Source organism: Paenibacillus sp. LT-B23 (assembly GCF_059417685.1).
The window spans coordinates 94,099-120,146 of sequence record NZ_JBSQBM010000017.1 but is presented as its reverse complement, the minus strand read 5'-3'; the positions used below and the strand labels follow the sequence as shown (position 1 = coordinate 120,146).

General features: G+C 48.2%; 17 protein-coding genes. 14 read left to right on the top strand and 3 right to left on the bottom strand.

Annotation, left to right across the window (positions count from 1 at the left end; translation table 11 throughout):
- Positions 1 to 3 precede the first annotated feature (3 nt).
- Positions 4 to 1,668, bottom strand: coding sequence for a PTS transporter subunit IIBC (locus ACWXW9_RS20550; RefSeq protein ID WP_494930921.1), 1,665 nt, complete (start codon positions 1,666 to 1,668; stop codon positions 4 to 6).
- A 243-nt stretch (positions 1,669 to 1,911) separates the two neighbouring features.
- Between ACWXW9_RS20550 and ACWXW9_RS20545 the strand changes: the two genes are divergently transcribed.
- The 3 genes from ACWXW9_RS20545 to pgmB all read left to right on the top strand — a co-directional run bounded on the left by ACWXW9_RS20545 (position 1,912) and on the right by pgmB (position 6,034).
- The gene (locus ACWXW9_RS20545; protein WP_494930920.1) at positions 1,912 to 2,934 is read left to right on the top strand and encodes a LacI family DNA-binding transcriptional regulator; all 1,023 of its coding nucleotides are present in this window, start codon (positions 1,912 to 1,914) and stop codon (positions 2,932 to 2,934) included.
- Positions 2,935 to 3,073: 139 nt separating this feature from the next.
- Positions 3,074 to 5,356, top strand: a complete 2,283-nt coding sequence (locus tag ACWXW9_RS20540) for a glycoside hydrolase family 65 protein (RefSeq protein ID WP_494930919.1) — start codon at positions 3,074 to 3,076, stop codon at positions 5,354 to 5,356.
- Between the two features lie 24 nt (positions 5,357 to 5,380).
- Positions 5,381 to 6,034, top strand: coding sequence for a beta-phosphoglucomutase (pgmB, locus tag ACWXW9_RS20535; RefSeq protein WP_494930918.1), 654 nt, complete (start codon positions 5,381 to 5,383; stop codon positions 6,032 to 6,034).
- A gap of 523 nt (positions 6,035 to 6,557) precedes the next feature.
- Here the strand turns inward: pgmB and ACWXW9_RS20530 are convergent.
- Positions 6,558 to 6,833 carry an alpha/beta hydrolase gene (locus ACWXW9_RS20530; protein ID WP_494930917.1) on the bottom strand — a complete coding sequence of 92 codons (276 nt, stop codon included), beginning with the start codon at positions 6,831 to 6,833 and terminating at the stop codon, positions 6,558 to 6,560.
- Between the two features lie 106 nt (positions 6,834 to 6,939).
- Here ACWXW9_RS20530 and ACWXW9_RS20525 point away from each other — a divergent pair, with 106 nt between their 5' ends.
- The 3 genes from ACWXW9_RS20525 (at position 6,940) to ACWXW9_RS20515 (ending at position 12,064) form a co-directional block, all read left to right on the top strand.
- Entirely contained in the window at positions 6,940 to 8,604 is a 1,665-nt protein-coding gene (locus ACWXW9_RS20525) for an SWIM zinc finger family protein (RefSeq protein WP_494930916.1), read from the top strand.
- Positions 8,601 to 11,618, top strand: coding sequence for a DEAD/DEAH box helicase (locus tag ACWXW9_RS20520; protein ID WP_494930915.1), 3,018 nt, complete (start codon positions 8,601 to 8,603; stop codon positions 11,616 to 11,618). The genes ACWXW9_RS20525 and ACWXW9_RS20520 overlap by 4 nt, the downstream gene beginning before the upstream one ends.
- A 101-nt stretch (positions 11,619 to 11,719) precedes the next feature.
- The gene (locus ACWXW9_RS20515) at positions 11,720 to 12,064 is read left to right on the top strand and encodes a hypothetical protein (RefSeq protein ID WP_494930914.1); all 345 of its coding nucleotides are present in this window, start codon (positions 11,720 to 11,722) and stop codon (positions 12,062 to 12,064) included.
- 105 nt (positions 12,065 to 12,169) lie between these two features.
- Here ACWXW9_RS20515 and ACWXW9_RS20510 read toward each other — a convergent pair whose 3' ends face one another.
- Positions 12,170 to 14,263, bottom strand: coding sequence for a pectate lyase family protein (locus ACWXW9_RS20510; RefSeq protein WP_494930913.1), 2,094 nt, complete (start codon positions 14,261 to 14,263; stop codon positions 12,170 to 12,172).
- A 317-nt stretch (positions 14,264 to 14,580) separates the two neighbouring features.
- Here ACWXW9_RS20510 and ACWXW9_RS20505 point away from each other — a divergent pair, with 317 nt between their 5' ends.
- The 8 genes from ACWXW9_RS20505 to lacZ all read left to right on the top strand — a co-directional run bounded on the left by ACWXW9_RS20505 (position 14,581) and on the right by lacZ (position 25,991).
- Positions 14,581 to 15,102, top strand: coding sequence for a ClbS/DfsB family four-helix bundle protein (locus ACWXW9_RS20505; RefSeq protein ID WP_494930912.1), 522 nt, complete (start codon positions 14,581 to 14,583; stop codon positions 15,100 to 15,102).
- A gap of 75 nt (positions 15,103 to 15,177) precedes the next feature.
- Positions 15,178 to 15,813 carry a uridine kinase gene (gene udk / locus ACWXW9_RS20500; RefSeq protein WP_494930911.1) on the top strand — a complete coding sequence of 212 codons (636 nt, stop codon included), beginning with the start codon at positions 15,178 to 15,180 and terminating at the stop codon, positions 15,811 to 15,813.
- 242 nt (positions 15,814 to 16,055) lie between these two features.
- Positions 16,056 to 17,615, top strand: a complete 1,560-nt coding sequence (locus ACWXW9_RS20495; RefSeq protein ID WP_494930910.1) for a response regulator transcription factor — start codon at positions 16,056 to 16,058, stop codon at positions 17,613 to 17,615.
- Between the two features lie 39 nt (positions 17,616 to 17,654).
- Positions 17,655 to 19,469 carry a cache domain-containing sensor histidine kinase gene (locus ACWXW9_RS20490; RefSeq protein WP_494930909.1) on the top strand — a complete coding sequence of 605 codons (1,815 nt, stop codon included), beginning with the start codon at positions 17,655 to 17,657 and terminating at the stop codon, positions 19,467 to 19,469.
- Between the two features lie 308 nt (positions 19,470 to 19,777).
- Positions 19,778 to 21,067, top strand: coding sequence for an ABC transporter substrate-binding protein (locus tag ACWXW9_RS20485; RefSeq protein WP_192511798.1), 1,290 nt, complete (start codon positions 19,778 to 19,780; stop codon positions 21,065 to 21,067).
- Between the two features lie 101 nt (positions 21,068 to 21,168).
- Positions 21,169 to 22,065, top strand: a complete 897-nt coding sequence (locus ACWXW9_RS20480; protein WP_025686098.1) for a carbohydrate ABC transporter permease — start codon at positions 21,169 to 21,171, stop codon at positions 22,063 to 22,065.
- On the top strand, positions 22,062 to 22,886 hold the full coding sequence (locus ACWXW9_RS20475) for a carbohydrate ABC transporter permease (RefSeq protein ID WP_342416306.1): 825 nt from the start codon (positions 22,062 to 22,064) through the stop codon (positions 22,884 to 22,886). The genes ACWXW9_RS20480 and ACWXW9_RS20475 overlap by 4 nt, the downstream gene beginning before the upstream one ends.
- A gap of 54 nt (positions 22,887 to 22,940) precedes the next feature.
- On the top strand, positions 22,941 to 25,991 hold the full coding sequence (gene lacZ, locus ACWXW9_RS20470) for a beta-galactosidase, LacZ type (protein WP_494930908.1): 3,051 nt from the start codon (positions 22,941 to 22,943) through the stop codon (positions 25,989 to 25,991).
- Positions 25,992 to 26,048: the final 57 nt, after the last annotated feature.

Here is a 26,048-nt window from a genome sequence, read left to right as displayed (position 1 = left end):
TAATCACCTGTTGAGTATGTCTTGTATATCTGATTTGAGCACATCGGCCTTCGGTCCGTAAACCGCCTGTACCCCATTATCTACTTTAATTAAGCCCAGAGCGCCCAACGCTTTCCATGTCTTTTCGTCCCCGACGGCATCTGTATCCTTCACCGTCACACGCAGACGGGTCATGCAGGCATCGACCTCGACAATGTTCTGCTCACCCCCAAGAGTTTTGATGATATCGGTAGCCAGTTGATTTTGCAGGGATACAGCCGCCACACCATTCGCTTCTATACTCCCCGCCTCGGAAGTCCCCTGAGGCTCCTCATCCGTATAGTTCCCCAGTCTTCCCGGCGTAGCCATTTGGAATTTGCCGATCATAAAATAAGCGATAAAGTAGGTTGCTACCGCAAATACAACACAAGTCAGCACGAAGTTAATAATATCCTGCACCAAACCCGCATTTATAGACAATGGCAATCGGGTCAACAGTTCAATCATACCAAACGAATGTAAACGCAAATGTATGATGTCCGCCATTCCGAACGCAATTCCGGTAAGAATAGCATAAACCACATACAGCACAGGCGCTACGAACATAAACATGAATTCCAGTGGCTCCGTTACCCCTGTTAAAAAGACAGCTGCGGCTGCCGAAAAGATCATCGACTTGTACTTGCTGCGTTTATCTTTGTCTACACGGCGATACATCGCCACCGCTAGTCCCATAAGGATTCCCGCTCCACCGATCATTTGTCCTACCTTAAAACGGGCAGGCGTCACGCCTTCCAACAAACTATTGTAGGCTGTCGGATCGGTACCACGAAGCGCACTCAGGTCGCTTGCCCAAGCCAGCCACAGCGGGTCCTGTCCAGCAACGACGCTGCCCGCCCCGGAACCCGTAAGCGTCGTGTAAACGCCACCAAGTTGAGTATAGTTAATAGGAACCGTCAGCATATGGTGAAGCCCGAAGGGAATCAACAGTCTTTCCAGTGTACCATAGACAAATGGCGCTACAAAAGGAGCCGATTCCCCAGAGGTCGCCAACCAAACACCAAACTGGTTAATCCCTCCCTGGATAAATGGCCAGATGGCAGACATGATCAAACTAACGATGACAGACCATAAAATCACGACAAAAGGAACAAAACGTTTACCGTTAAAAAAGGCTAAAGCGTCCGGTAGCTTGCGGTAATTGTAGTATTTGTTAAATACCACTGCTCCGACGAACCCGGAAATGATACCGACAAATACGCCCATATTGAGTGCAGGTGCCCCTAAAACAGAAGTAAAATAGCCACTGACCGGAATGGATGCACCAAAGAGAGTATGGGTGGTTGCCCCCTCCTGCGTTAGCATCTTCGAGGATACGCCCAAAATCGTTCCTGTTGAAATATTAATAAGGATAAAAGCAATTAAGGCAGCAAAAGCCCCGCCAGCCCGTTCCTTAGCCCAGGAACCGCCGATTGCCACCGCAAACAGAATGTGTAAATTGTTAATGATGCCCCAACCCAAATTTTCCATGACCCCACCGACGGTCAACCAGACATGAACATCACCAGCCAGCATTGCCACCACTTTACCGAGCGAAATCATAATTCCGGCCGCTGGCATGACGGCGACTACCACAAGCAGTGCTTTCCCAAGCTTTTGCCAAAAATCAAATGATAGAAGTTTTTTCATTTCTCCATCAATCTCCATCCATATAGTATGTACAGCGTTGTTTGTTACCTCGTAAATATATGCAATCGGTTGCACAATTATTATAATGATATCGCTTTCTATTAGCAATACCCTGATTATAAATATCTTGGTTAATGACGATGTAAAAGCTCGAAAAAAGCCGCGAATTTGTTGATTTTCGAGCAATATCGTATGATAGAACATAATATTTCCTGCTTGAGATAGCAAAAGGAGAAGAAGACGATGGCAGTAACCATCAAAGATGTCGCAAAACGTGCCAATGTTGCTACTTCCACCGTGTCCCGCGTCATTCAAGACAGCCCTAAAATCAGCGAGGCCACCAAGGCACGTGTCCGTAAAGAAATGAAGGCGCTCGGCTATGAGCCCAATTATTCGGCCCAAAGTCTGGCTAACCGTGTCACACAGTCGATCGGCATTATTATGCCAGAATCGGATGTGGCAATCTTTCAAAACCCGTTCTTTCCGGAAAGCCTACGCGGGATTAGTGAATGGGTGAATGAGCATAACTATACACTGTCGATTGTCACGGGAAAAACGAGCGATGAATTGCTATCCCGCGTGAAGCTGATGACGCGAACCGGACGTGTTGACGGCTACATTGTCCTGTACTCCAAGCAAGAGGATAAAATTGTGGAGTATTTTCATAGAGAAAAAATACCTTATACCGTAATCGGTAAGCCTCAGCAATTTATCAGTGAAACCACCCATGTGGACAACGATAACTACCAAGCCGCCAAGGACGTGGTCACTTATTTGATCCGTCTGAATCATCAGCGTATTGCTTATGTTGGCGGAGATCATGAACGCACTGTGAATATTGAAAGACTCAGGGGCTATCAGGATGCGCTACGGGAGGCCCATCTGCCTCTACCGGGCGAATATGTTGTCAGGGAGCCTCTTACCCTGGAGGACATGCGGAGGCTATTGCAGGTTTCCCCTCCTCCTACCGCTATGATCGTCAATGATGACCTTGTTGCGATGGCGGTACAAAAATTGCTGTCCCAACTGGGCGTGTCCATGCCGGAACAGCTTTCCATGGTGAGCTTCAACAATCTGATGCTGGCTGAGCTGATGAATCCCCCTCTTACTTCCGTAGATATTGATATCTTCACCCTGGGTTATCAGGCGGCCAAAAGTCTGATCGAAAAAATCGAAGACCCCAAGGAGCTGACCAAACATATCATTGTTCCCCACCGGATCGTAGAACGCAAATCCAGTCAGGCGCTGTTATCTTCCAAGGAATGAACAAAAACTGATTTTGTGGACATCCATAAAATCAGTTTTTTTGCGTTGACAAGGCAATCGGTTGCACTATATACTGAACTCGCTCATATACTGATTTCGTTAAAACAACGATTTCATTTTCCGAGAGGGGTACGCAATCATGGTTTATAACCGATTATTTGACGTAGATAACTGGAAACTGACAACCCACACTCTACATACAACACACATGCGATTACAAGAAAGCATAATGTCCATAGGCAACGGTTATATGGGAATGCGCGGTAATTTTGAAGAAGCCTATTCAGGTGATCATCATCAGGGAACTTACATCTCCGGTGTCTGGTTCCCCGACAAAACAAAGGTCGGCTGGTGGAAAAACGGCTATCCCGAGTATTTTGGCAAGGTCATCAATGCCATGAACTTCATCGGCATCGGTCTGATCGTGAACCAGCAGGAAGTAGATTTATTCACAGCAGACATCAGTGATTTTGTGCAGGAACTGGACATGAAGCAAGGTATTCTGCGGCGTGCCTGTACCGTGAACGGTCAGGTTCGTATCACCACGGAACGTTTTCTAAGCATCACCACTCGTGAACTATGCCTGATTGATTACCAAGCAACCAATATAAGCGATCAGCCTCTAACGATTGAGCTTGTTCCTCATCTGGACGGTAATACGAGAAATGAGGACACCAACTATGATGAGGTGTTCTGGCTAGAGGAAGCACGCGAGGTTCAGGAACAATTCATCAGCCTATCCACAACGACGATAGATAATCCATTTGGTGTTCCGCGTTTTACCGTAAACGCTACCATGGGTATTGTGACCGAGGGACAGGATCATCAGACGACGGAAGAAGGCTTTTTGTATGCTGCACGCCACTATCAATATACCGTCGCCCCGGGTGACAGTGCTCATTTGCAAAAAATCGTGGCAGTCACCACCTCACGTGACATAGAAAAGGATGCGTTGATTCCACAAGCTGAACGTCTCGCCGTGGAAGCTGTGAACAAAGGATACGCTCTGCTTAAGCGTGAGCATATCGCGGCTTGGGCCGGACGTTGGGACAAAGCGGATGTTGAAATCGAAGGGGATACGGAAGCCCAGCAGGGAATACGTTTTAACATTTTCCAGCTATTCTCTACGTACTACGGTGAAGACGCCCGCCTGAATATCGGACCGAAAGGCTTTACGGGGGAGAAATATGGCGGTGCCACGTATTGGGATACGGAAGCGTACGCTGTACCGATGTATTTGGCGCTGGCAGATCCTGACGTGACTAAAAACCTGCTGCTATACCGCTACCATCAACTGGAGGGTGCCAAGCATAACGCGGCGCAGCAAGGTCTTCGTGGAGCACTGTATCCTATGGTCACCTTTACGGGTGTGGAGTGCCATAATGAATGGGAAATTACCTTCGAGGAGATTCACCGTAACGGAGCCATCGCGTATGCCATTTACAACTACACCAACTATACAGGCGACTTGGCCTATTTACGGGAATATGGAATAGATGTACTGGTCGAAATTAGCCGCTTCTGGGCGGATCGAGTTCATTTTTCCCATCGCCATCAGCAGTATATGATCCACGGGGTTACCGGACCGAACGAATATGAGAATAACGTCAATAACAACTGGTATACCAACACGCTGGCTGCATGGGTTTTAAAATATACGTTATCGGTCTTGCCTCAAATTTCTTCAGAGAAATCGGAGAAGCTGGCTATTACCGAGGATGAGCTTGCGCATTGGCAGGATATCATCAACCGCATGTACTATCCTTACGATGAGGAACGGGGCATATTCGTACAGCATGATACCTTTCTGGATAAGGATTTACAGCCTGTATCCTCCCTTGATCCAAGTCATCTGCCACTAAATCAGAAATGGTCATGGGATAAAATCCTCCGTTCTTGCTTCATCAAGCAGGCGGATGTGCTGCAAGGTCTGTATTTCTTCGGAGATCGGTTCACGCTGGAGGAAAAAGCACGCCATTTTGCATTTTATGAGCCGATGACCGTTCATGAATCCAGTCTGTCCCCATCCATTCACGCTGTGCTGGCTGCCGAGCTCAAAATGGAGGAAAAAGCAGTCGAGATGTATAAACGAACAGCTCGTCTGGATCTGGATAATTATAATAACGACACCGAGGACGGACTGCATATTACCTCCATGACAGGAAGCTGGCTGGCGATTGTGCAAGGCTTTGCCGGAATGAGAACGTATAACGAAACGTTGAGCTTTTCCCCCTTCCTGCCGCAGGGCTGGAGCAAATATACGTTTAAAATCAACTATCGTGGTCGCTTGCTAAGTATTCTCGTACAGGAAAATGAAGTGATCATTACGCTGTTGGACGGAGAACCCCTGACGCTGGAGCTGTATGGACAGCCAACGCACATTACCCATGGGCAGCCGTTACTGACAAACAGTGTTTCATAAACCGGGCAGACAGGGGGAAACCAAATGAAGGCAGTGATTTTTGACTTGGACGGAGTAATTACAGATACCGCCGAATATCATTTTCAGGCATGGGGCAGCTTGGCGGCAACGTTGGGTATTCCTTTCGACCGGGAATTTAATGAGCAGTTAAAAGGAATCAGCCGTACAGAGTCACTCGACAAAATATTAGCGCGTAGTGATCGGGCCAATGCGTATTCAGCCGATGACAAGCAGGAACTGGCCGCACAGAAAAATACCGAATATCAGCGGCTCATCTCAGCTTTGACCCCGGGAGACGTATTACCGGGAATCCGCGCGCTCCTAACGGAGTTACGTGACGCCAGGATCGGTATCGCGCTGGCCTCTGCGAGCAAAAATGCAGCGTTTATACTGGATAGGCTGGAGCTGACGCACTATTTTGACAGTGTGGTAGATGTCACAGCCATCCGGCATGGCAAACCCGACCCGGAAATTTTCCTCACCGGAGCGGCCAATCTGGGTGTTCAGCCTGCCGACTGTATCGGTATAGAGGACGCGCAGGCGGGAATTCAGGCGATCAAGGGTGCCGGGATGTTCGCAGTCGGTGTGGGAACGCCCTCGCAAATGCAGGGTGCCGATATCGTGGTGGCTACTACCGCCGAGCTGTCTTTGAGCATGTTGGAGGATCATTTTATATAATTTGAACTGGAAATGTACATGAGGCGCCACTGCGCAGGCGGATGGTGCTTCCCATCGCTGTTGCTCCCGGATTTCCTGAATAATCCCACAATGTTTGAAATCCGGGGGCAAAGGCGACCGCTCCGCTTGTACAGCACCATTCCGCCTACTCCGTTTTCCATGTGAATTTTTCCAACTAATTTAAGGAAATTTAAACCCTGTATCCCATCAGTTTGCATACTGATGCCTCCTTTATGGTTTCTCGAATTTGTAAAATATAATTTACAACAGAGAATGAAGAGGGTAGATAAGCATAAGATGATAGGGTGCAGGAAGGGGACTGCTCCCCAACCTTGCTGATGATTCAAGCCTTCTTACGCTGCAACGTAAGGGGCTTTTTACTTTACCCGGCGGTTGTTTTTCGTAGCTGTTTTGAAGTTCATCCAAGCATACTTACATACTGCCATCAATACGAGATTCCCGCATCCTCACGCAGCCATTGGAGCACGTCCTGTTGGTTGTCGGGGGGAAACGCCGTGATCTGTCAGGTATGTTTTGAATGTGCAGTGAGAAGTCCGGGTCTGGAAATACGCACCGGGTACTTGTCTGTAGCATACTGTACGAACGCCTGAAGCTGCTCGATAGCCCGATCAAACTGCTCGCGCAGCGGATTGCCCAGACTTTTCAGCTCATAATATTGAAATCCCCCACCCATAGGCAGGTCTCCACGAATACCGATAATAATAAAATCCTCCAACAGCGGCTCGACAACTCCGTACATATCCTGCTCATTGGACCCTTTACCGTGCAGTGTAAACATGGAAACTTTCCATCTGCTCCCTCCACCTCAATTTACCCATGAACTGATATAATGGAAGAGTTAAGCTGTCACCGGATTGACTATTCTCTTTAGGAGACTAATGCATATGAAACCAACCTATCTTATGGATGATATACAATGGCAGCAGCTTATCCAGAACGTGGCTGACCATTTTAATGATGTGACGATCAAACGCGGGTTTCAATATTTCAAGCAAGGAAAGGTAAAAGAATTTACAATGCCTGACGCCGACCATATCGCGGCTGTCGTAGATGGAAGCGATCTTTACGAAGTGGATCTGCACTTGAGCGCTTTTGCTGCCAGCAGATGCACATGCCCGGTTCATAAGAACTGCAAGCACATGATTGCTGCCCTGCTGAATTATGCGAAAGAGCAGGAACGTTCCGTACATGCGTTGGTGAACGCCCATTCAGCGGGCTTCACCCGGTTGGCTACCCAATCTGACGTGCGCACCACCGCGCCAACTTCCCGGTCCACTCCTTCACCGGATCGCAAGGAAACTGCAAGGAACACGCTCAGCAAAACAGCAAGCCGCATACCGGATATGCCTATCTCAGAATGGCATGACCTGTTCGATCAGTGCATCGCGCTCAACCATGTAAACACGCAAAATTCTCAATATGTCCAAAGCGCCCTAGCCTCGATATATGCTGTGAAGCCGCCGCTTTCACCCGGCATGCAACAGTTGTATGGACTGCACGCTCATCTGCGTGTGCTGGAAAAGCTGGTGCCTCAGTCACCTATGCCGGGCTATCCCACCCATTCCTATATGGGGTATTACACGCAAATCGCCGCAGATGAGCTTAAAGAAGCTATCGAGCGTGATTTTGAGAGCCAGCTTGCCCTAACCGATGAACCGACGCAAGAAGCTCGCATGGCAGAGACCTTGGCCTATTTACGCCGAAAAATGCTGACAGAATCGCGTAATGGCACTTATTTTTCAGACGCGTACTACCGATTTTGGCTAAACTGGATGCGTCCCCAGCAGAAAGATTCCACTTCCAGCATATATGCAGAGGAATTACTGCATTTGCAGACGGCTGAGGATGAGCTTGGGACAGCTTTGGCCCGGCTTCCCTGGATGCTGGCCCAAAGCTGGATGTATTTTTACCAGTCGCAGGATGATCAAGCCTGGTCGCTGCTTCAGGAGGCCGAAAAAGATTTTCCGCTAAAAATCTCTTCGAGTCAGTTGCTTTTGTTCTTGCATGCGTTGCGTGAAGCCGAGGAATGGCCACGCCTCAAGGATGGACTACGGCATATCGGACCCTTGCTTCACAGCCATCGGGACGATCATTTACACGATTATATGAATGATTGGGATATGGTTTTGCAGCACCTTCCAGAAGCGGAGCAGGAAATGTGGAATACACTGGTCGGTATGCTTCCTTTTGCCGGGGGAATGTATGAAGAAGCGCTGCTTGCCCACGACAAATGGCGGCAATGGATTGATTATCAGCTAAGTATACGCAGCGAGCCTTTGAGTTTTCGTGTGAGCGTGTTACAACCCATTGAAAAGAACGCACCAGAGCTGCTGTTGCCCTTTTACCATCAGGCGGTGGAACGATATGTGCTGGAAAAAAATAGATCCAGCTATAAAGCAGCGGTTAAGCTGTTGAAGCGGCTGTTCAAGCTATACAAAAAAATGAAGCAAGAGCCGCGCTGGGAGCTGTTCTTCACGACCTTCACCAGCCGTCATAGCCGCCTGCGCGCGCTACAGGAGGAATTGCGGAAAGGGAAATTGTTATCATGAGCCAATATACGGAGACGATTACGGTACACATCCAGTTAACCACCTATGGAGACGCGCTGATTTATGGCGATTCGTCTATGAACTACAGCATTTCCGGTCAGATGTTGAAGCAGCGTTTGTTTGCCTGGCACGAGGCTTCTTTCTATGGCACCGAGTTGGAGATTCAGCACGTTCAGGACACGGATATTATCCTCCTGCCCTCGGAACAAGTGATTCCCTTTCTGACGGAGCGCAAATTGCTGGAGCATATCGAATGGATCTGGGACGAGGGCAATGCCCCGTGGCTTCGGCTGATCCCTCTACTTGCCCATTGCATTGAAGCGAAAGCCTACACGCCCAGCCTCACAGCATTTCAGACAGGGAAGCTGCAATGGATTTGGGATGCGGAAGTACTGGAGGCGGCAGAGGCGAGAGAGACGTTAGAGGCGTTAGAATCGGGGAAAACGCTGGAAAGCACCAAAGCGGCAGAGCTTGCTCTGCTTGACAGCCTGGAGAAGGACGAGCGCGAAGGGCTGGCTGCGGCGTTCTCGGCCGCCGTGTTTCAGTACTGGTACGGCACCGAGGCGGAAGCCGCCGATTTGCGAAGAGGATATCCAATTCTCTTCGCCCAAAACCGCCCGGCCGCGGCAGGTCTGGATGCGCGGGCATGGCTTATCGCTATCGGCTGGAAGGCCGATAGCGCGCCCTTCCGCCCGCTCCTGCAACTGCTGGAGCCAGAGCTGGAGGACGACGATCCGTCGTGGCAGCTCAAGCTGGTGTTGCAGGACAAGCAGGACCCGGCACTGCTGGTGCCTGTACGGCTAGCCGACGATGGATACGCATCCGGCCAGTGGCCCGATGCGTGGACAACCCATGTGCGTGAGCGCTCAGCCGGATGGCTGGAGCGCTTGACCGCGATTTTGCCCGCCGGGCAGCGGACCGGAAGCCGCGATGACGTGCTGGATCGCCCGCTCTCCGACGAGGCAGCGTGGCAATTCCTGACGACCGACAGCCAGCGCTTGCTGGAGGGCGGTTGGCAGGTGCTGCTGCCCGCTTGGTGGGAGGCAGCCACCCGCAAGAAGCCGAAGCTGCGGGCCAAGGTCCGCCCGGGCGAAGGCGGAGGCGAGCGCGCAAAGGGCAGCTCGCTGTTCGGACTGGACTCGATTGTCCAGTTCGATTGGCGTGTTGCCATTGGCGATGCCGATCTGAGCGAGTCCGAGTTCGCCGAGCTGGTGGCCCGCAACGAGCGGCTGGTGCGCTTCCACGGGCAATGGATCGCGCTCGATCCCGCGCTGCTGGCGCAAATTCGCCGGGCGATGGCCGGGATCGACAGTGCTCAGGGATTGTCCTTTCAGGACATCCTGCAGCTGCACCTGCTCGGCAACGCCGATGAGGCGGAGAGCGATGCTACGGGTGAGCAGCCAGAGGATGCGGCACGCTTCCGGCTGGAGGTCGAGCTGAACGGGCATCTGCTGAAGCTGATCAGCCAGCTCGGGCGACAGTCGGAATGGCCCGCACTGGACGTACCGGATGGACTGCAAGCCGAGCTGCGGACGTATCAACAGGACGGATACGCGTGGCTTGCCTTTTTACGGCGCTTTGGGCTGGGTGCCTGCCTTGCCGATGATATGGGGCTTGGCAAAACGGTGCAGTTTATTGCCTATTTGCTGCATCTACAGGATATCGCAGCAGAGACGGGCATCCGCTCCAGTTCGCTGCTGATCTGTCCAACTTCAGTGCTGGGCAACTGGCAAAAGGAACTCAGCCGATTCGCCCCTTCTTTAAAGATCATGCTCCACTATGGAAGCAAGCGGGATCAGGGAGACTTATTCCGTGAGGAAGTCGAGCAAGCCGATGTTATTCTGACCTCCTTTGCAACAGCAACCCTGGATCAGGAGCTGTTGCAAAGCATGACCTGGGACTCGGTTTGCCTTGATGAAGCGCAGAATATTAAAAATGCGCAAACCAAGCAATCCACTGCCGTTCGCAGCTTCCCTGCACGGCATCGCATTGCACTGACCGGGACGCCTATTGAAAATCGGCTGTCCGAGCTATGGTCGATTTACGATTTTATCAATCCCGGTTATCTGGGCAGCGCACGCGCCTTCAGCAATCGGTTCATCAATGCTATCGAGAAAGAACATAACGAGCAGCGAACAATAGACCTGCAAAAGCTGGTTCAGCCCTTCATGCTGCGACGCAAGAAGAAGGACCCGGCTATACAGCTTGATTTGCCCGAGAAAAATGAGATGAAAACGTACATTCACCTCACTTCCGAGCAAGGTGCGCTCTATGACCAAATTGTTAAAGAACTCATGGAACGGATGCAGAAGCTGGAGGGGATTGAGCGAAAGGGAGCCATTTTATCCGCCCTGACCCAGTTAAAGCAGCTTTGTGACCATCCTGCGCTCTTAACCAAGGAAGCGGCCCCGGATACCACGGCTTCCGGTTATAGTCAGCCCGATTTTGAAGCGGTCATCAGCCGCTCATCCAAGCTGGAGCGTATTTTAGCCATGGTCAAGGAGCTGCGGGAGGAAGGCGAGCGCTGCCTTATTTTCACACAGTATATTGGCATGGGACGTATGCTCCAGCAGGTACTCGCTCAAGAGCTGCAAGAGCCGGTGCTCTATCTCAACGGCAGCACGTCCAAAACCGCTCGTGACCGGATGATTGACCAGTTCCAATCTCACACATTGCCACCTGACGAGCAGCCATCCGTATTTATTTTGTCACTCAAAGCCGGGGGTGTGGGTCTGAATCTGACAGCCGCCAACCACGTCTTTCACTTCGACCGATGGTGGAATCCGGCTGTTGAAAATCAGGCCACGGACCGCGCCTACCGGATGGGACAAACGAAAGATGTTCAGGTACACAAGTTCATCTCGCTGGGCACGCTGGAGGAACGCATTGACGAAATGCTGGAGAGCAAGCAGCAGCTTAGTGACCAGATCATTCCCAGCACCGAGGGCTGGATTACCGAGCTGTCGACGGATGCGTTGAAAGAACTCTTTACGCTACGACGCGATTGGGCATGATGAGATCTATAAACCTATTTTTGAAGAAGTAGTTTATAGCACGGTCCGAAACTCCTTTGTGTGCATCTACTATCACATCACAACAAAGGAGTTGATAGGTAGTGGCTATTCGTCCTCCTCAAACCTTGAAGTCTACGGGCAGAAAAGTTCCTGCTACGAGATATCGTAATGTGAGTCCTACGCAAACCTTTAGCCGGTTTACGGTCATCTGGGCTCGTAATGATGGAGTACCTTTTATTACAACGGGATTTTTTGCAGTCCTCCGGCGCACAGACGGAAGCTTTGTGCAAGCTGCCAATTTCGACAGTTTCGGTACCGTCCGATTCGATAAGGTACGCACACCCACGAACCAGCCTTATGTTCTGCGTACCTTTAGAGACGATGGAACGTTATTCCGGGTCAGATCGGTACCTGCTGGTGTGTCCTCGTTTGTCGTTATCGGTTAAGTGCTTGCCGAACGCGTCCTGAAAATGTATACGAAAAGAAGCAGCCAGGAACAGAGTATATCTGTCCTGGCTGCTTCTTATTCCAATGCTATTTTTCCAATATACTTATTCGGAATCTTCCACCGTTTGTGCACCCTTTGAAGCGACTGTCTTGTATGCTGTTTTAAGCCAGTTTTCACTCGACCAGTTCAGCTTGCCTGCACCTGCTCCGTCCTTGGCTGTCAATTGAGCAACCAGGTTCGCTGGATCTTCGGCTGTGTAGCTGTATGGCAACGTTGTGAATCCATTCCATGAGAAGCTCTTGGCCTTCGCAGGATAAGGGGCTAATGGGCTATTCGCTTCTTCGCTGCCTCCTCTGAATACGGTACCGTTGTCAGAGAAGATGACGTCTTCTGCTTTGATTTTACCTGTGTAGTCATCTTTTTTAGGGTCTTTTTGATTATTACGAACTGGTGAAAATACATCAATTAAATACGATTTTTCAAGCAGTACCGCGCCATTTTCTGTGGAAATCGCACCGTTACCCACGACGTCAAAATGGTATCCTTTAGCAGCAATTGCTTTAGCCATGTCGGATGTAATTCTTTTTTTGGCTCTAGCCAATCCGGCATCGTCCATAACGATGTTATAGGCATGGGCATTACCAGCACGCAAACGCGGCATACGGTCTTGAATATCCTTGTAGTAGTTATGGTGCAATGTTACTGCCAAATCTGCATTATCAGCGGCCATCTCAGTAGCACCGATCAGATGCGCTTTCTTTTGTCCTGCTGCGATATCAATGATATCTTCTTTACTCAAGCCTACTGCACTGCTTCTCAGATAAGCATACATAGGGTAGGAAGATTTGTCTGCTTCCATAGCGTTAACCTGTTGGGTCACCCAGCTATTGGAGCTGCGGTCATCTCCTTTGAACAAGGACCAGGAAATGGTAACTCCGTTACTGCCTTTTTTCACATCTACCAAGCCATCATATGCTTTGTTGAATGTACAATGATCAATCCATACTTTGGAGCTTTGGCCTTCAACCGTGATATAATCCCAGTCATTCTTGTCATAGTTCCCTTTGGTTGCTTCATCCCACTCCCAAAGCTCGTCAAATTCGAGGTTACGGAAAATCAAATTAGAGCTTCTTTTGATAACAAAGCCAGCATGTTTGATTTTAGCGCCATTTGCCGAGAAAATCGTAATTCCATTCAAGTTTTCTATATAGATTTTGCTCACACCTGTTTTCTTCAAAACGGGATTTGTCAGCACAGGGTTGTTTGCGCTAAAAGGCATGACCTTCGCAGCATCAGGCATTTCGTTCCATCCCAAATCAAGATCATTCATGATCTCAATAACTTTGACTTTAGTACCTTTTTTAAGTGCCTCGTTGAGATCTACAGCGTTGTAAACCTTTTTGTAATTGGCATCGGTTTCCTTAATTTCCCCGCCACCTGTATTACCATAGGAGAAACCGGACAGATTATAGTTAATATTTGAGGTTGCATTTTTATCTACCCCAGGAGTTGGGTTGTCTGTGCCTGGTGTTGGGTTCACGGGTGTTGTACCTGGATCTGTTTCGGTTGAAGCGCCAGATACGATAACATTATCGAACTGGGCAACCGCCTTGGAGGTTACCAAACCAATGGCTCCGGAAGCAAGGCTGGAATCTGTTGCGGTCAGCTCCAGTTGATCATTAACATACATCTTAATGTCCGAACCGGACAGCTCCAGCTTCACTGTGTACCACGTATTGGTGTCCAGTTTGTATTTCTTGTTGGTAGCCAGTGTTTTCATAGAACCGTTTACCTTTTTGCGAATTTCAAGTGCTCCACCCTTCTTGTTGTACAAAGATGCAGCATAAAAGTTGTTGGAATCTGTGTATCTGCCTGCAACATATACCCGATTGGAGCCATTAAAATCATCTACATATACATCTGCTTGCACACTATAGTTGGTCCATGATGCATTACCTTTAACCGAATGGCTTTCGCTTTGACTAGCTTGCTGGTATGTAGAGCCATTCCCGTTCGAGACAACAGACCAGTTACCTGAACCTGCTGTCCAGCCTTGAGCTTCCCCTTGTTCAAAATCATCACTTACCTGTAAATTCCCATCTGCATGTGCATGACCTAGTAACGGTAACGATAAAGACAGAGCCATCGTACTGCTCAACATTACACTTGCACATTTTTTCAGCAAACTCGACTTCATGTAACAGTCTCCTTTTTAGATAAATTGATAAATACCCAAACAGCTGTAGAACCATTCATGCCACATCATGGCATGTCCAAGCACTACCTCCAATAATTATAGACTTATAAAGTAATATTAAAATATGTCGAATTACTTATCTTTTGTATTAAATTCTCTATTAATTTTGCATCCCTTTTCGTGAACACACCAAATGCTCTTTCATAAATTCACAAAAACGATATTTTTTTATTTTTGAATAAGACATAAGGTTGTCATGTTTAGGTGGTACATATAAAGAAGTGGATAGAATGAATAGAATCTGAAGGAGCGATTAGATGCCCAGCTATCACTACACTTCCAAAGCCGAGTTAAAAGAAGCGATTCATACCTCCTATTTGCTGTTAGACAGTGAATACAAGGAGATTGACGAGAACCAAAAGGATATTCGGGTCTCCGAAGTAGATAAAACACCCGCAGAAATCATTGCCTACCAGCTTGGATGGCTCCATCTTGTTATGTCATGGGACAGGGACGAAAAGGAAGGACAAGACGTCATTATGCCTGCTCCGAATTATAAATGGAATAGATTAGGTGAGCTGTATCAGTCATTTTACAGAACCTATTCTAACTACTCTTTAAGTGAATTGCGCCATACATTCAAGCTGACAGAGCAAAAGTGGCTGGATTGGATTGACACACTAAATCATGAAGAACTCTTTACGCAGGGCGTTCACAAGTGGACTGGCACTAATCCGAACTGGCCTATGGCTAGATGGATTCATATCAACTCGGTGGCACCGTTTAAGACATTCAGAGCCAAGATACGAAGATGGAAGAAATACAATGCTCTGCATTGATGAAAAAAAGTACGCGTTGTGCTACAATACTTGAGTTGTATCGGGATACATTCAGGGAAGGGTAAGTGAAACGCCATGCTTATTATTGGTATTGCCGGCGGTACGGGTTCCGGTAAATCAACGGTAGCACGCGCTGTCGTTGAACGTCTGGGATCAAACAAAGTGACTTTCATATCTCAGGATAACTACTATAAAGACCATTCACATCTGAGCCATGATGAACGTGCTTTGGTCAATTATGATCATCCGTTTGCCTTTGACAACGAATTGCTTATTGAGCATCTCCATTGTCTGAAAAAAGGACTAGCGACCCACGCGCCAGTATATGACTTTACGGTTCATGCTCGTTCTACAGACAAGACGGTAGAGCTTCTGCCGAATCATATCGTCATGCTGGAAGGATTACACGTACTGTCTGACGAAAAGCTCCGTCAACTGCTCGACATCAAGGTATTTGTCGACACCGATCCGGATGTGCGTATACTTCGCCGGGTACTTCGGGATATTGAGGAGCGAGGCCGCACCATTCAGTCGATCCACGATCACTATTTGAGTACGGTTAAGCCTATGCACGAGGCATTTATTGAGCCTTCCAAGAAATACGCTGACCTGATCCTCCCTGAAGGGGGCCACAATGAGGTTGGCATTCAACTGCTGTCTATTTTGACTGAAAAATATTTGGCGGGTGATCGGACATGGGGTACCGTTTAAGGTAAAGGTAGCCCGGTTTACTCAGGCTGTCGAGATCTTCTCGGCGGCCTTTTTTGTCGTTTTACATGCCATTTGAACTAAATTACCTTTGGATTAGACAGAGGTTTATGTTAGCATGTAAGGATTAAATGCTTTATATTTAAGCTAAGTTGGAAGCGTTATCAACTATGTGTCTCAAATGATGTGACGTCCGCCTTATGGAGGTCTTTTTTTGAATAGGTATAATTACGGAGAGTGCTGCCATGAAAGAGCTATGCAATATTTTGATTGTAGATGATGAGATATTGGTACGGCAAGGGATCAAGCATCATTTATCGTGGGAACAGTATGGATTTCGCATTGTAGGCGAGGCTTCTAATGGAAAAGAAGCGTTAGCGCTGATTGAGACTTTGCGCCCCCATATTGTCATTACGGATATCGTGATGCCTATCATGGACGGTGAAGAACTGACGCGCATTGTCAGACAGAGTTATCCTGATATTGAGGTCATTGTGCTCAGTAGCTACGGCGAGTTTAATTACGTGCGATCCACCTTCCAGCAAGGTGTTGCTGACTATATTTTGAAGCCCAAGCTGGACACGGATGAGCTGCTTCAAGTGCTCCAGAGAACAGCCCGCAAAATTCCGTCCATTCAGTATCAGGCAGATGCCGGGAATAACCAAATTACGATGGATCATGTGATAGAAAAGCTCGTTTCCGGCTATAGCATCGACTATGACCCGGAACTGCTGAAGCAGGAATTTCCGTATGCCCGTTTTACACTCATAGGCGTGGAGCAGGCGGAACCTCAGGGGAAAGGCCACTCCCACCCTGCCTTGGACCTATTTTCCAAGCTCACCGATCGAGTGACATCTGCCTGTGAACAAATCGTGTTGCGACAACTGCCGTCTGATGCAAACGCGGCTGTTTTTTTAGCTAATCTTGATCCGCGTGAATTACACTCCTGGATAGCTGTGGTCCGAGAAGTAGCTCAGGAGACGAAGCAAGTCGAGCCACAGACAGGCTGGGCGATTAGCCGTTTGTTTGATGATTTTAATCAAATGAGCGAGGTCTATCAGGATGAACTGCCCAAACTGCTCAGCTATCGCTTTTACTTCCCGGGAACCGCGCTCCTGATGGAAGACGAACTCCCCAAGCCTGTTCAGGTGAACAGCTCGTTTAACTTAAAACAGTTCACGGAAGAGATGAAGCGTGAGCATTTTGATACGGCTTTTCAGGATTTGAGGTCTTATGTAACCGCTATGTCCGGCAACTATACCTCCACCGCTTTTGAATTCAAATCCCTTCTCGGGAACATCGTATTCAACATTACGATTTTGCTCGGGAATCAGGGGTATGATATGAAGGAACTGGATGCGGCGAAATACTCCTATTTCAAAACAATTAATGATGCCCCTCACGTACATGAGGCAGTGCGATTGCTAGAGACCTTTTTAGAGGAAGCGAACATGCAGATTCTGGCCAAAACACAGCAAGGAAGCAGTACGAGCATGAAGAAGCTGCTGGAATATATCGAGGAACATCACGCGGAAACGCTCAATTTGACGACACTCGGTCAATATTTTCATTTTAATCCCTCTTACTTGTCCAGTTATTTTACAGCACATCATACAGAGGGCTTCAGCGAGTATCTGAACAAAATTCGGGTTGAAAAGGCTGCTGAGCTGCTGCGGTCGGGGACGATGTCCATTTCGGATATTAGCAGCACCGTCGGCTATTCGGACCCCAGCTATTTTACCAAAGTGTTCAAAAAGGTAACGGGTTACTCACCCAGCCAATATCGCAGGGAGCATCTCCATTAGAGAGCAAGAGCATATCTGCCAGCAGAAAAGAGATTGAATATGAAAAGGTATATCCATAAAATCAAATATCAAGGTCTGTTCTTTAAAATATTTGTCGTTATGGTGGTCAGCATCACTGCGGTGTCCTTGCTGACCTCTTTGGTGACGATTCGGATGTCTGAACGATTGTTCGCCGAAACTTTCAGCATTACGAATGCCAAGGTACTCAGTCAGATTCAATCCAGCTTTGAGTCCTTCAATGATTCTATCGTGAATGCCGTAACCCATGCTTCGGAAAATGGAACGGTCAAAAACTACCTGACAGGAGGGCAATCCGACTCCATTAACTCAGCGCGAATCTACTTCGGTATGGCACAACAGATGAAGCAGATTAAATCAAATGTCGACGCCTATGATGTCAGTGTCGCCATAACGGGCATGAATGGCCGGAGCTTCTATTCCGACTCGTCCTACTGGCCGGTAACTGCGGAGGAGCTCAAGAACAGTTTGATTACAGCCCGCAGCGCGGCACAGCCTACACAGCTCATGTATCAATTGGATACGGATCTATTTCGTCAGCAAATGAATAATACCGGGCAGAAACCGACACCCTATATTATCGCCTCCAAGGCTTTTATGGAGCGAACTAGCGGTACGTTGTATGGCATGATCTACATTGCCATTCGCGAGCCGGAATTCCGCCGCTTCTATAATAACTTCACGAGCAACGGCAATGATGTACTCATTTTGGACAAGTCAGGACTGATTGTATCGAGCAACCGTCAGGATCTGATCGGACAACGTTCCAATGAGCTGCTAGGCTATGCCACAAAAATTAATGAACAGGGACTTAACTACATCAATGCCGATGTGATGAACAAGGAGAGCATCCTTCTTTCCAACTACATTCCTTCTTATGATTTTTATCTGGTGAACATGATCGACAGACAAACCGCGATCGGACAGATTATTGACGTCAAATCCGTTGTACTGATCTGCATTGGCATCGTGTTGATTGCTTTGTTAATTGTTTTTCTGATTTCCCGTCGCCTGATTCGTTCTCTGACCCGGCTGGTCAAGCAAATGTCGACCGTCCGCGAGAAAAATTTTGATAACTATCTCCCGGTAACGGGTAGCTATGAGGTCAGACAGTTAAGTCATGCCTACAACTACATGCTGGATGAACTGAATGACTATATCCAGAAGCTTCTAGAGACGCAAAAGGGACAACGAAATGCAGAATTGGCTGCGCTGCAGCGGCAGATCAATCCGCATTTTCTGTACAATACACTGGCTTCGATCAAAATGCTGGTGCTCAAGGGAAACAAGGAGACCGCCGCCGAGACGATCAACGCGCTCATTTCCCTACTGCAAAATACGATCAGTAATGTAAGTGAAACGATCACCATCGAGCAGGAAATGGCCAATATGCAAAATTACGTGTTCATTAACCACGTGCGCTATGGGCAGCGGGTACAGGTGAATTATTTTGTGTCGCCGGATTGTCTGGAGTACCATGTGCCCAAGCTGATTATCCAGCCTTTTATCGAAAACTCGTTTTTCCATGCGTTTAATGAGAAAAATACAGGACACATCTATATATTGGTGTCCAAAACGGACGATACACTCATCTGCGAGGTAGTCGACGACGGGGACGGTATGGATATGGACGGACATGCTGTGCAGGACGGACTTCCGAACCCCAAGAGCAAGCGCCAACTTTTCACGGGCATCGGCATTCAGAACGTACACAACCGCATTACCCTTTTATATGGAGAAGAATATGGCGTGACCATTTCCAGCAAGAAAGGCGAGGGTACCAAAGTAAGAATGACGCTCCCCCTGATCGTGAGATCAAACGACTCCACCAAATAAATGTATATATAAACTGAACTAAAGATGTACACGAAGCGCTTGTACAGCACTATTCTGCCCACTTCGTTCTTATTCCACTTTTTTCATTCTTAGTTCAACCTAAAAAAAATACCTAAACCAAAATAAAATACAAATGTAAGCGGTACCTTTTTTGATAATTCATAATAATAAGACCAATCCGTATAAAGATATTCCTAACGCCTGCAAAACAAGGATGATAAACTAGATTTATAAACAAAGTAATCGCTTTCATTCAAAAGGTTTAGCACGAATAAGCAACATATAAAAAAGAGTAGGGGTTGAACGAAATGAAAAAAATGACTTTCCTTCTGCTGATCGCAAGCTTGATCTTGCTGTCCGCATGTTCCAGCAATTCCGAGAAAGCCGCGACTACCACGGATTCCGGCAAGAAAGAAATCACAGTCTGGGCTTGGGACCCGAACTTCAATATCGCGGCACTGAAGCTGGCGAAAGATCGCTACGTTGCCAAACATCCTGATGTAACCGTAAACATTGTAGAATATGCTCAAAATGATATCGTACAAAAAATGAATGCCGGTCTCAACTCCGGTTCCACCAAAGGATTGCCTAACGTGGTTCTGATCGAGGATTACCGGGCACAGAACTTCCTGCAAGCCTATCCCGATTCCTTCCATGATATGAGCAGCTCGATCAAAGCATCCGACTTCGCGGATTACAAAATCGGACCAACAAGCTATAATGGCAAGCAATACGGTGTTCCATTCGACTCTGGTGTTATGGGTCTGTATGTAAGAACGGATTATTTGGAACAAGCCGGCTACAAAGTAGCTGACCTGACCAACATTGATTGGGACAAATTCATTGAAATCGGTAAAGCTGTGAAGCAAAAAACAGGTAAAGAAATGCTCACTCAAGATCCGAATGACCTCGGTCTGATCCGCGGTATGATCCAATCCGCAGGTTCATGGTATCTGAAAGAAGACGGTAAAACACCAAACCTGGCAGGCAATGCAGCTCTAAAAGAAGCGCTCTTGACGTACAAATCCTTGTTCGATGCCAACATTGTTAAAATGAATGCCGACTGGAGCCAATTCCTGGCCGCCTTCAACAGCGGTGCAGTCGCTTCCGTACCTACAGGTAACTGGATTACACCATCGATCAAAGCAGAAGCTTCGCAATCGGGTAAATGGGCCGTTGTTCCTTTCCCTAAATTGAAAAATGTACCTGAATCCGTGAATGCTTCCAGCCTCGGCGGCAGCTCCTGGTATGTGCTGAACACAGACGGTCAAGATACCGCTGCTGATTTCCTGAAAGAAACATTCGGTTCAGATCAAGATCTATATCAAGATATGCTGAGCAAAATTGGAATTGTCGGTTCATTGAACGCTGCTTCCAGCGGTAAAGCTTATGACGAGACAGATCCGTACTTCGGTGGCGACAAAGTCTATAAGAAATTCGCAGAATGGACCAAACAAGTTCCAAAAGTCAATTATGGCATGCACACTTATGCCATTGAGGACATCATGACAGTTGAAATTCAAAACTACCTGAACGGCAAAGATGTAGATGCAGTTCTGAAAGACGCTCAAGGACAAGCAGAAGCACAGCTTAAATAAAACAGTCCATCTAGCCAAGGCTATACAATAAAACGATAAGCACTTAAAACCTTGGGCTTTCGAGTTCAAGGTTTTATTGCTGCATGGGGAGTTGACATGGTATGAAGACAGCCGCGCCCAAAATGACGACATCACGTTTCAAGGCAGGTATGACAGGATGGTTGTTCATATCCATCGCAGTGATCATGATTGTGGCTTTTTATTTCTATCCGATGATCCAGGCGCTCATCTTGTCCTTCAAGACAGGTACAGGGTCTAATCTGACCTTCAACGGCATTGATAACTACAAACGTCTGTTCACCGACAGCATGTTTATAACCGCCGTAAAGAACACGTTTATCTATTTGATTTTCCAGGTGCCATTGATGGTGATTCTGGCCCTGTTCATTTCCGTACTACTGAATGATAAAAACCTGAAATTTAAAGGCTTTTTCCGCACTGCAATCTTCTTGCCTTGTATTACATCCCTTGTAGCCTATTCGGTTGTATTCAAATATCTGTTCTCGGCTGATGGTCTGGTAAACTCTTTATTGCTGAATCTGCACGTGATCGGCACGCCGATTCAATGGATTACAGATCCCTTCTGGGCCAAGGTTACGATTATTATTGCAATCACATGGCGCTGGACCGGCTACAATATGATCTTTTACTTGTCCGGTCTCCAGAACATCGACAACTCGATCTATGAAGCGGCCCGTATTGATGGAGCTTCCTCCATTCGACAATTTTTCAGCATTACGGTTCCACTGCTTAAGCCGATTATCCTGTTCACCTCCATCACATCGACGATTGGTACACTCCAGCTCTTCGATGAAATTATGAACATCACCAAAGGCGGACCGGGGAACGCGACGTCTTCCATTTCGCAATATATTTATAACCTGTCCTTCAAATATTCATCCGACTTTGGTTATGCGGCGACCGTATCCTACTCCATCGTCATTATGATCATTATCTTGTCGATCATCCAGTTCAAAGTGGCAGGTGAGAAGAAATGATGAAAACGAAAAGATTATTTACGTATGCCTTTCTGATCATTATATCGTTCGTTTCGATTTTCCCGTTCCTGTGGATGCTATCCAGCGCCACCAACCTGTCGGTTGATGTGACGAAGGGCAGACTCCTGCCTGGCTCTCATCTGATGGATAATATGCACAATCTGCTGGAAAAAGTGGATATCGTTACCGCGCTGAGTAATTCGGCGAAAATCTCGATTTCCACGACACTGCTGGCAATGCTCATTGCCTCACTGGCAGGCTATGGCTTTGAAATTTACAGAAGTAAAGCCAAGGACGTTGTCTTCAATATCCTGCTAATGTCTATGATGATTCCGTTTGCGGCGATCATGATCCCGCTCTATCGGATGTTCGGCAGTATCTCCAATACGCTGCCTTGGATCGGCATTGATACCCTTTCGTCTGTCGTCATTCCGACGGTGACCACGGCGTTTCTGATCTTCTTTTTCCGTCAAAGCACCAAGATGTTTCCGAAGGACTTGCTGGAAGCCGGTCGTATGGACGGATTGTCCGAGCTGGGTCTGTTCTTCCGGGTGTATATGCCTACGATGAAAACAACTTATGCCGCTGCCGCCATCATCACGTTCATGTCGAGCTGGAATAACTATCTCTGGCCTCTGATCGTGTTGCAGACGCCGGAAAATCAAACGATTCCGTTGTTGATCTCGAACCTCGGCTCTGGCTATGCACCCGATTACGGCGTGATTATGATTGCCATCGTCCTGTCCACGTTGCCGACTGCACTGGTATTCTTCCTGATGCAGAAGCATTTTGTAGCGGGTATGGTAGGCTCGGTAAAATAACAGACTTGCTGTGAAATACCTTCATTTTATTTTTAAAAATAAGGAGTGTTCGCCTTGACCATCCACACCCCCAGCCTGGATTGGCTGACCGACGTAACCAAGTTTGCAGTACATCGGCTGCCTGCCTATTCCGATCATAAATATTACGCTACACTTCAGGAAGCGGAGCGTCAGGCCGATATGGCTTGGCGTCATAGCCTGAATGGTAGCTGGAAGTTCAACTACGCTATGAACCCATCCAGCCGTCCGGTGGAGTTCCATGTCCCTGATTTCGAATACGGCGGCTGGAGCGACATTCAGGTACCCGGTCATATTCAGACGCAAGGCTTCGGCCAAATGCAGTACGTGAATACGATGTATCCGTGGGACGGACATTCGGATGTTCGCCCACCACATATTCCGGAAGATCACAACCCGGTCGGGAGCTATATCAAAAGCTTTGTTTTGCCGGAACATATGGCTTCTGACGGTCAGCCTGTGTTCATTTCTTTTCAGGGCGTCGAATCGGCTTTCTATGTGTGGTTGAATGGACAATTTGTTGGGTACAGCGAAGACAGCTTTACACCGTCCGATTTTGAACTGACACCGTTCCTGCAAGCTGGCGAAAACAAGCTGGCGGTTGAGGTATATCAAAGAAGTACGGGAGCATGGCTGGAGGATCAGGACTTCTGGCGTTTTTCCGGTATTTTCAGAGACGTATATCTGTACACCATCCCGTCTGTTCACGTACGTGATCTGCATGCCAAGGCCGATCTGGATGCCACGTACACGCAGGGGCTGCTGGAGCTGGAGCTGACCTTGGAAAAAGTAGTAGCCGCCTATGCGACCGTCAATGTCAAAGATGCTGCGGGCCAGATTGTCGCTTCTTTGAAGGCGGATTTTGCAGATGGCAAGGCTTCGCTATCGGCAACACTGGATCAAGTCCAGCGCTGGAGCGCCGAAAAGCCCTACTTGTATACGTTGTTCATCCAAATTCACGAGCCGGACGGGACACTGGTGGAGGTCATTCCGCAGAAGATTGGCTTCCGCAAGTTTGAGCTGATCAACAAGGTGATGCATCTGAACGGCAAGCGGATTGTCTTCAAAGGCGTAAATCGTCATGAATTCAACGCTCGCACCGGACGTGCGATTTCGCGTGAAGATATGCTATGGGATATTCGCACTCTCAAGCAAAACAACATGAACGCGGTCCGCACCTCTCACTATCCTAACCAGACTCTGTGGTATGAGCTGTGCGATGAGTACGGGGTGTATGTGATTGACGAAATGAATCTGGAAACACACGGCTCCTGGCAAAAGCTTGGCGCAGTCGAGCCTTCGTGGAACATTCCCGGCAATCTGCCGGAGTGGCAGGATATCGTTATGGACCGCGCCATTTCCATGCTGGAACGGGACAAAAACCATGCGTCCATTCTAATCTGGTCCTGCGGCAATGAGTCCTATGCGGGTGAAGTGCTGCGGAATGTAGCCAACTATTTCCGAGCCACCGACCCGAGCCGTCTGGTACATTACGAAGGTGTATTCCACAATCGTACCTATGATGATGCCAGCGATATGGAAAGCCGGATGTACGCCAAGCCTGCGGATATCGAGCAGTATTTGAACGACAATCCGCAAAAGCCGTATATCAGTTGCGAATACATGCATGCAATGGGTAATTCCGTAGGCGGTATGCACAAGTATACAGAGCTGGAGAACAAATACGAGCTGTATCAGGGCGGCTTTATTTGGGATTATATTGATCAGGCGGTCATGAAAAAAGATCGCTATGGACGCGAGTACCTCGCTATCGGCGGAGACTTTGACGACCGGGCCACAGACTATGGCTTCTGTACGGACGGAATTGTCTATGCGGACCGGAAGGTTTCACCGAAGATGCAGGAGGTCAAATTCCTGTATCAAAATCTGAAGCTCACGCCGGATCGCACAGGCGTGACGATTCGTAATGAAAATCTGTTCGAAGGAACAGAAGACTACGAGCTGGTATACAGCCTCCTTCATGAAGGCCATGAAATCGCACGGAATGTGATTCAAGTGGATGTAACCGCACAGACAGAAGCTCATATTCCATTGACGCTGGCGGACACCGTTGGAGTAGACGCGCCTGGTGAATACGTCATTCACACGTCTCTTGTCTTGAAAGAAGCTACGCTGTGGGCGGAGGCCGGATATGAAGTAGCCTTTGGACAGCATATTTTCATCGTGGAAGATACCCGTCCGCAAAAGGCTCCTACGGGCGGTGCCCTTCGAGTCGTGCATGGAGATGTTAACATTGGCGTCCATGGTGCAGATTTCAGCGCCATGTTCTCCAAAGGAGCAGGCAGCCTGACTTCATTGCGCTACGCAGGACGCGAGATGATCGCTATTCCTCCCGCACCGTTGTTCTGGCGTGCAGCCACGGACAATGATCGGGGAACGGCACAGGGCTTTGAAGCTGGTGGCTGGTTTGCCGCGAGTCTGACACGCAAATGCGTGGGGATTGAAGTTACGGAGGAGCAAACTGATCGAGTAACCGTTACGTTCCGCTATACACTGAGCATTCATGCAGACGTACGAGTAGCAGTGGCATATACCGTCTTTGCCGATGGCAGCCTGAAAGTGAAATCCACTTATGAAGGCGTCTCGGGGTTGCCTAACCTGCCGATCTTTGCCCTTTCTTTCAAGGTTCCGGCAGACTACCGCCATCTGGACTGGTACGCCATGGGACCAGAGGAAAACTATATCGACCGGGCCTTCGGAGCAAGACTCGGTGTATTCCGCAACGAAGCAGCGGATAACGTATCCGGTTATGTCGTGCCACAGGAATCCGGTAACCGTACAGGCGTACGCCGTGTCGATATTACCGACGATTCTCAGCGAGGTATTCGCATTACTGCACCTGCCACCGCGCCTGTGGAATGCAACATTTCACCATACACAGCGTTTGAGCTGGAAAATGCATACCATCAGTATGAGCTGCCCAACGTCTACTACACCGTCGTCACGGTGGCTGGTAAGCAAATGGGTGTAGGCGGCGACGATAGCTGGGGCGCTCCCGTACATGAGGAATACCAGATTTCAGCCGATCAAAAGCTGGAATTCGAGTTTACTGTGCAACGGGTATAAATAAATATTGAGCGGATGCTGGTTTTAACCAGCCTTCGGGATTTGAACCAACTCATG

Bases quoted from the DNA above. Each gene is read 5' to 3' on its own strand.
- ACWXW9_RS20545 (WP_494930920.1), top strand. From the start codon at position 1,912: ATGGCAGTAACCATCAAAGATGTCGCAAAACGTGCCAATGTTGCTACT.
- ACWXW9_RS20520 (WP_494930915.1), top strand. From the start codon at position 8,601: ATGAGCCAATATACGGAGACGATTACGGTACACATCCAGTTAACCACC.
- ACWXW9_RS20510 (WP_494930913.1), bottom strand. From the start codon at position 14,263: ATGAAGTCGAGTTTGCTGAAAAAATGTGCAAGTGTAATGTTGAGCAGT.
- ACWXW9_RS20490 (WP_494930909.1), top strand. From the start codon at position 17,655: ATGAAAAGGTATATCCATAAAATCAAATATCAAGGTCTGTTCTTTAAA.
- ACWXW9_RS20505 (WP_494930912.1), top strand. From the start codon at position 14,581: ATGCCCAGCTATCACTACACTTCCAAAGCCGAGTTAAAAGAAGCGATT.
- ACWXW9_RS20540 (WP_494930919.1), top strand. From the start codon at position 3,074: ATGGTTTATAACCGATTATTTGACGTAGATAACTGGAAACTGACAACC.
- ACWXW9_RS20495 (WP_494930910.1), top strand. From the start codon at position 16,056: ATGAAAGAGCTATGCAATATTTTGATTGTAGATGATGAGATATTGGTA.
- ACWXW9_RS20530 (WP_494930917.1), bottom strand. From the start codon at position 6,833: ATGTTTACACTGCACGGTAAAGGGTCCAATGAGCAGGATATGTACGGA.
- ACWXW9_RS20550 (WP_494930921.1), bottom strand. From the start codon at position 1,668: ATGAAAAAACTTCTATCATTTGATTTTTGGCAAAAGCTTGGGAAAGCA.
- ACWXW9_RS20475 (WP_342416306.1), top strand. From the start codon at position 22,062: ATGATGAAAACGAAAAGATTATTTACGTATGCCTTTCTGATCATTATA.
- ACWXW9_RS20480 (WP_025686098.1), top strand. From the start codon at position 21,169: ATGAAGACAGCCGCGCCCAAAATGACGACATCACGTTTCAAGGCAGGT.
- udk (WP_494930911.1), top strand. From the start codon at position 15,178: ATGCTTATTATTGGTATTGCCGGCGGTACGGGTTCCGGTAAATCAACG.
- ACWXW9_RS20525 (WP_494930916.1), top strand. From the start codon at position 6,940: ATGAAACCAACCTATCTTATGGATGATATACAATGGCAGCAGCTTATC.
- ACWXW9_RS20485 (WP_192511798.1), top strand. From the start codon at position 19,778: ATGAAAAAAATGACTTTCCTTCTGCTGATCGCAAGCTTGATCTTGCTG.
- pgmB (WP_494930918.1), top strand. From the start codon at position 5,381: ATGAAGGCAGTGATTTTTGACTTGGACGGAGTAATTACAGATACCGCC.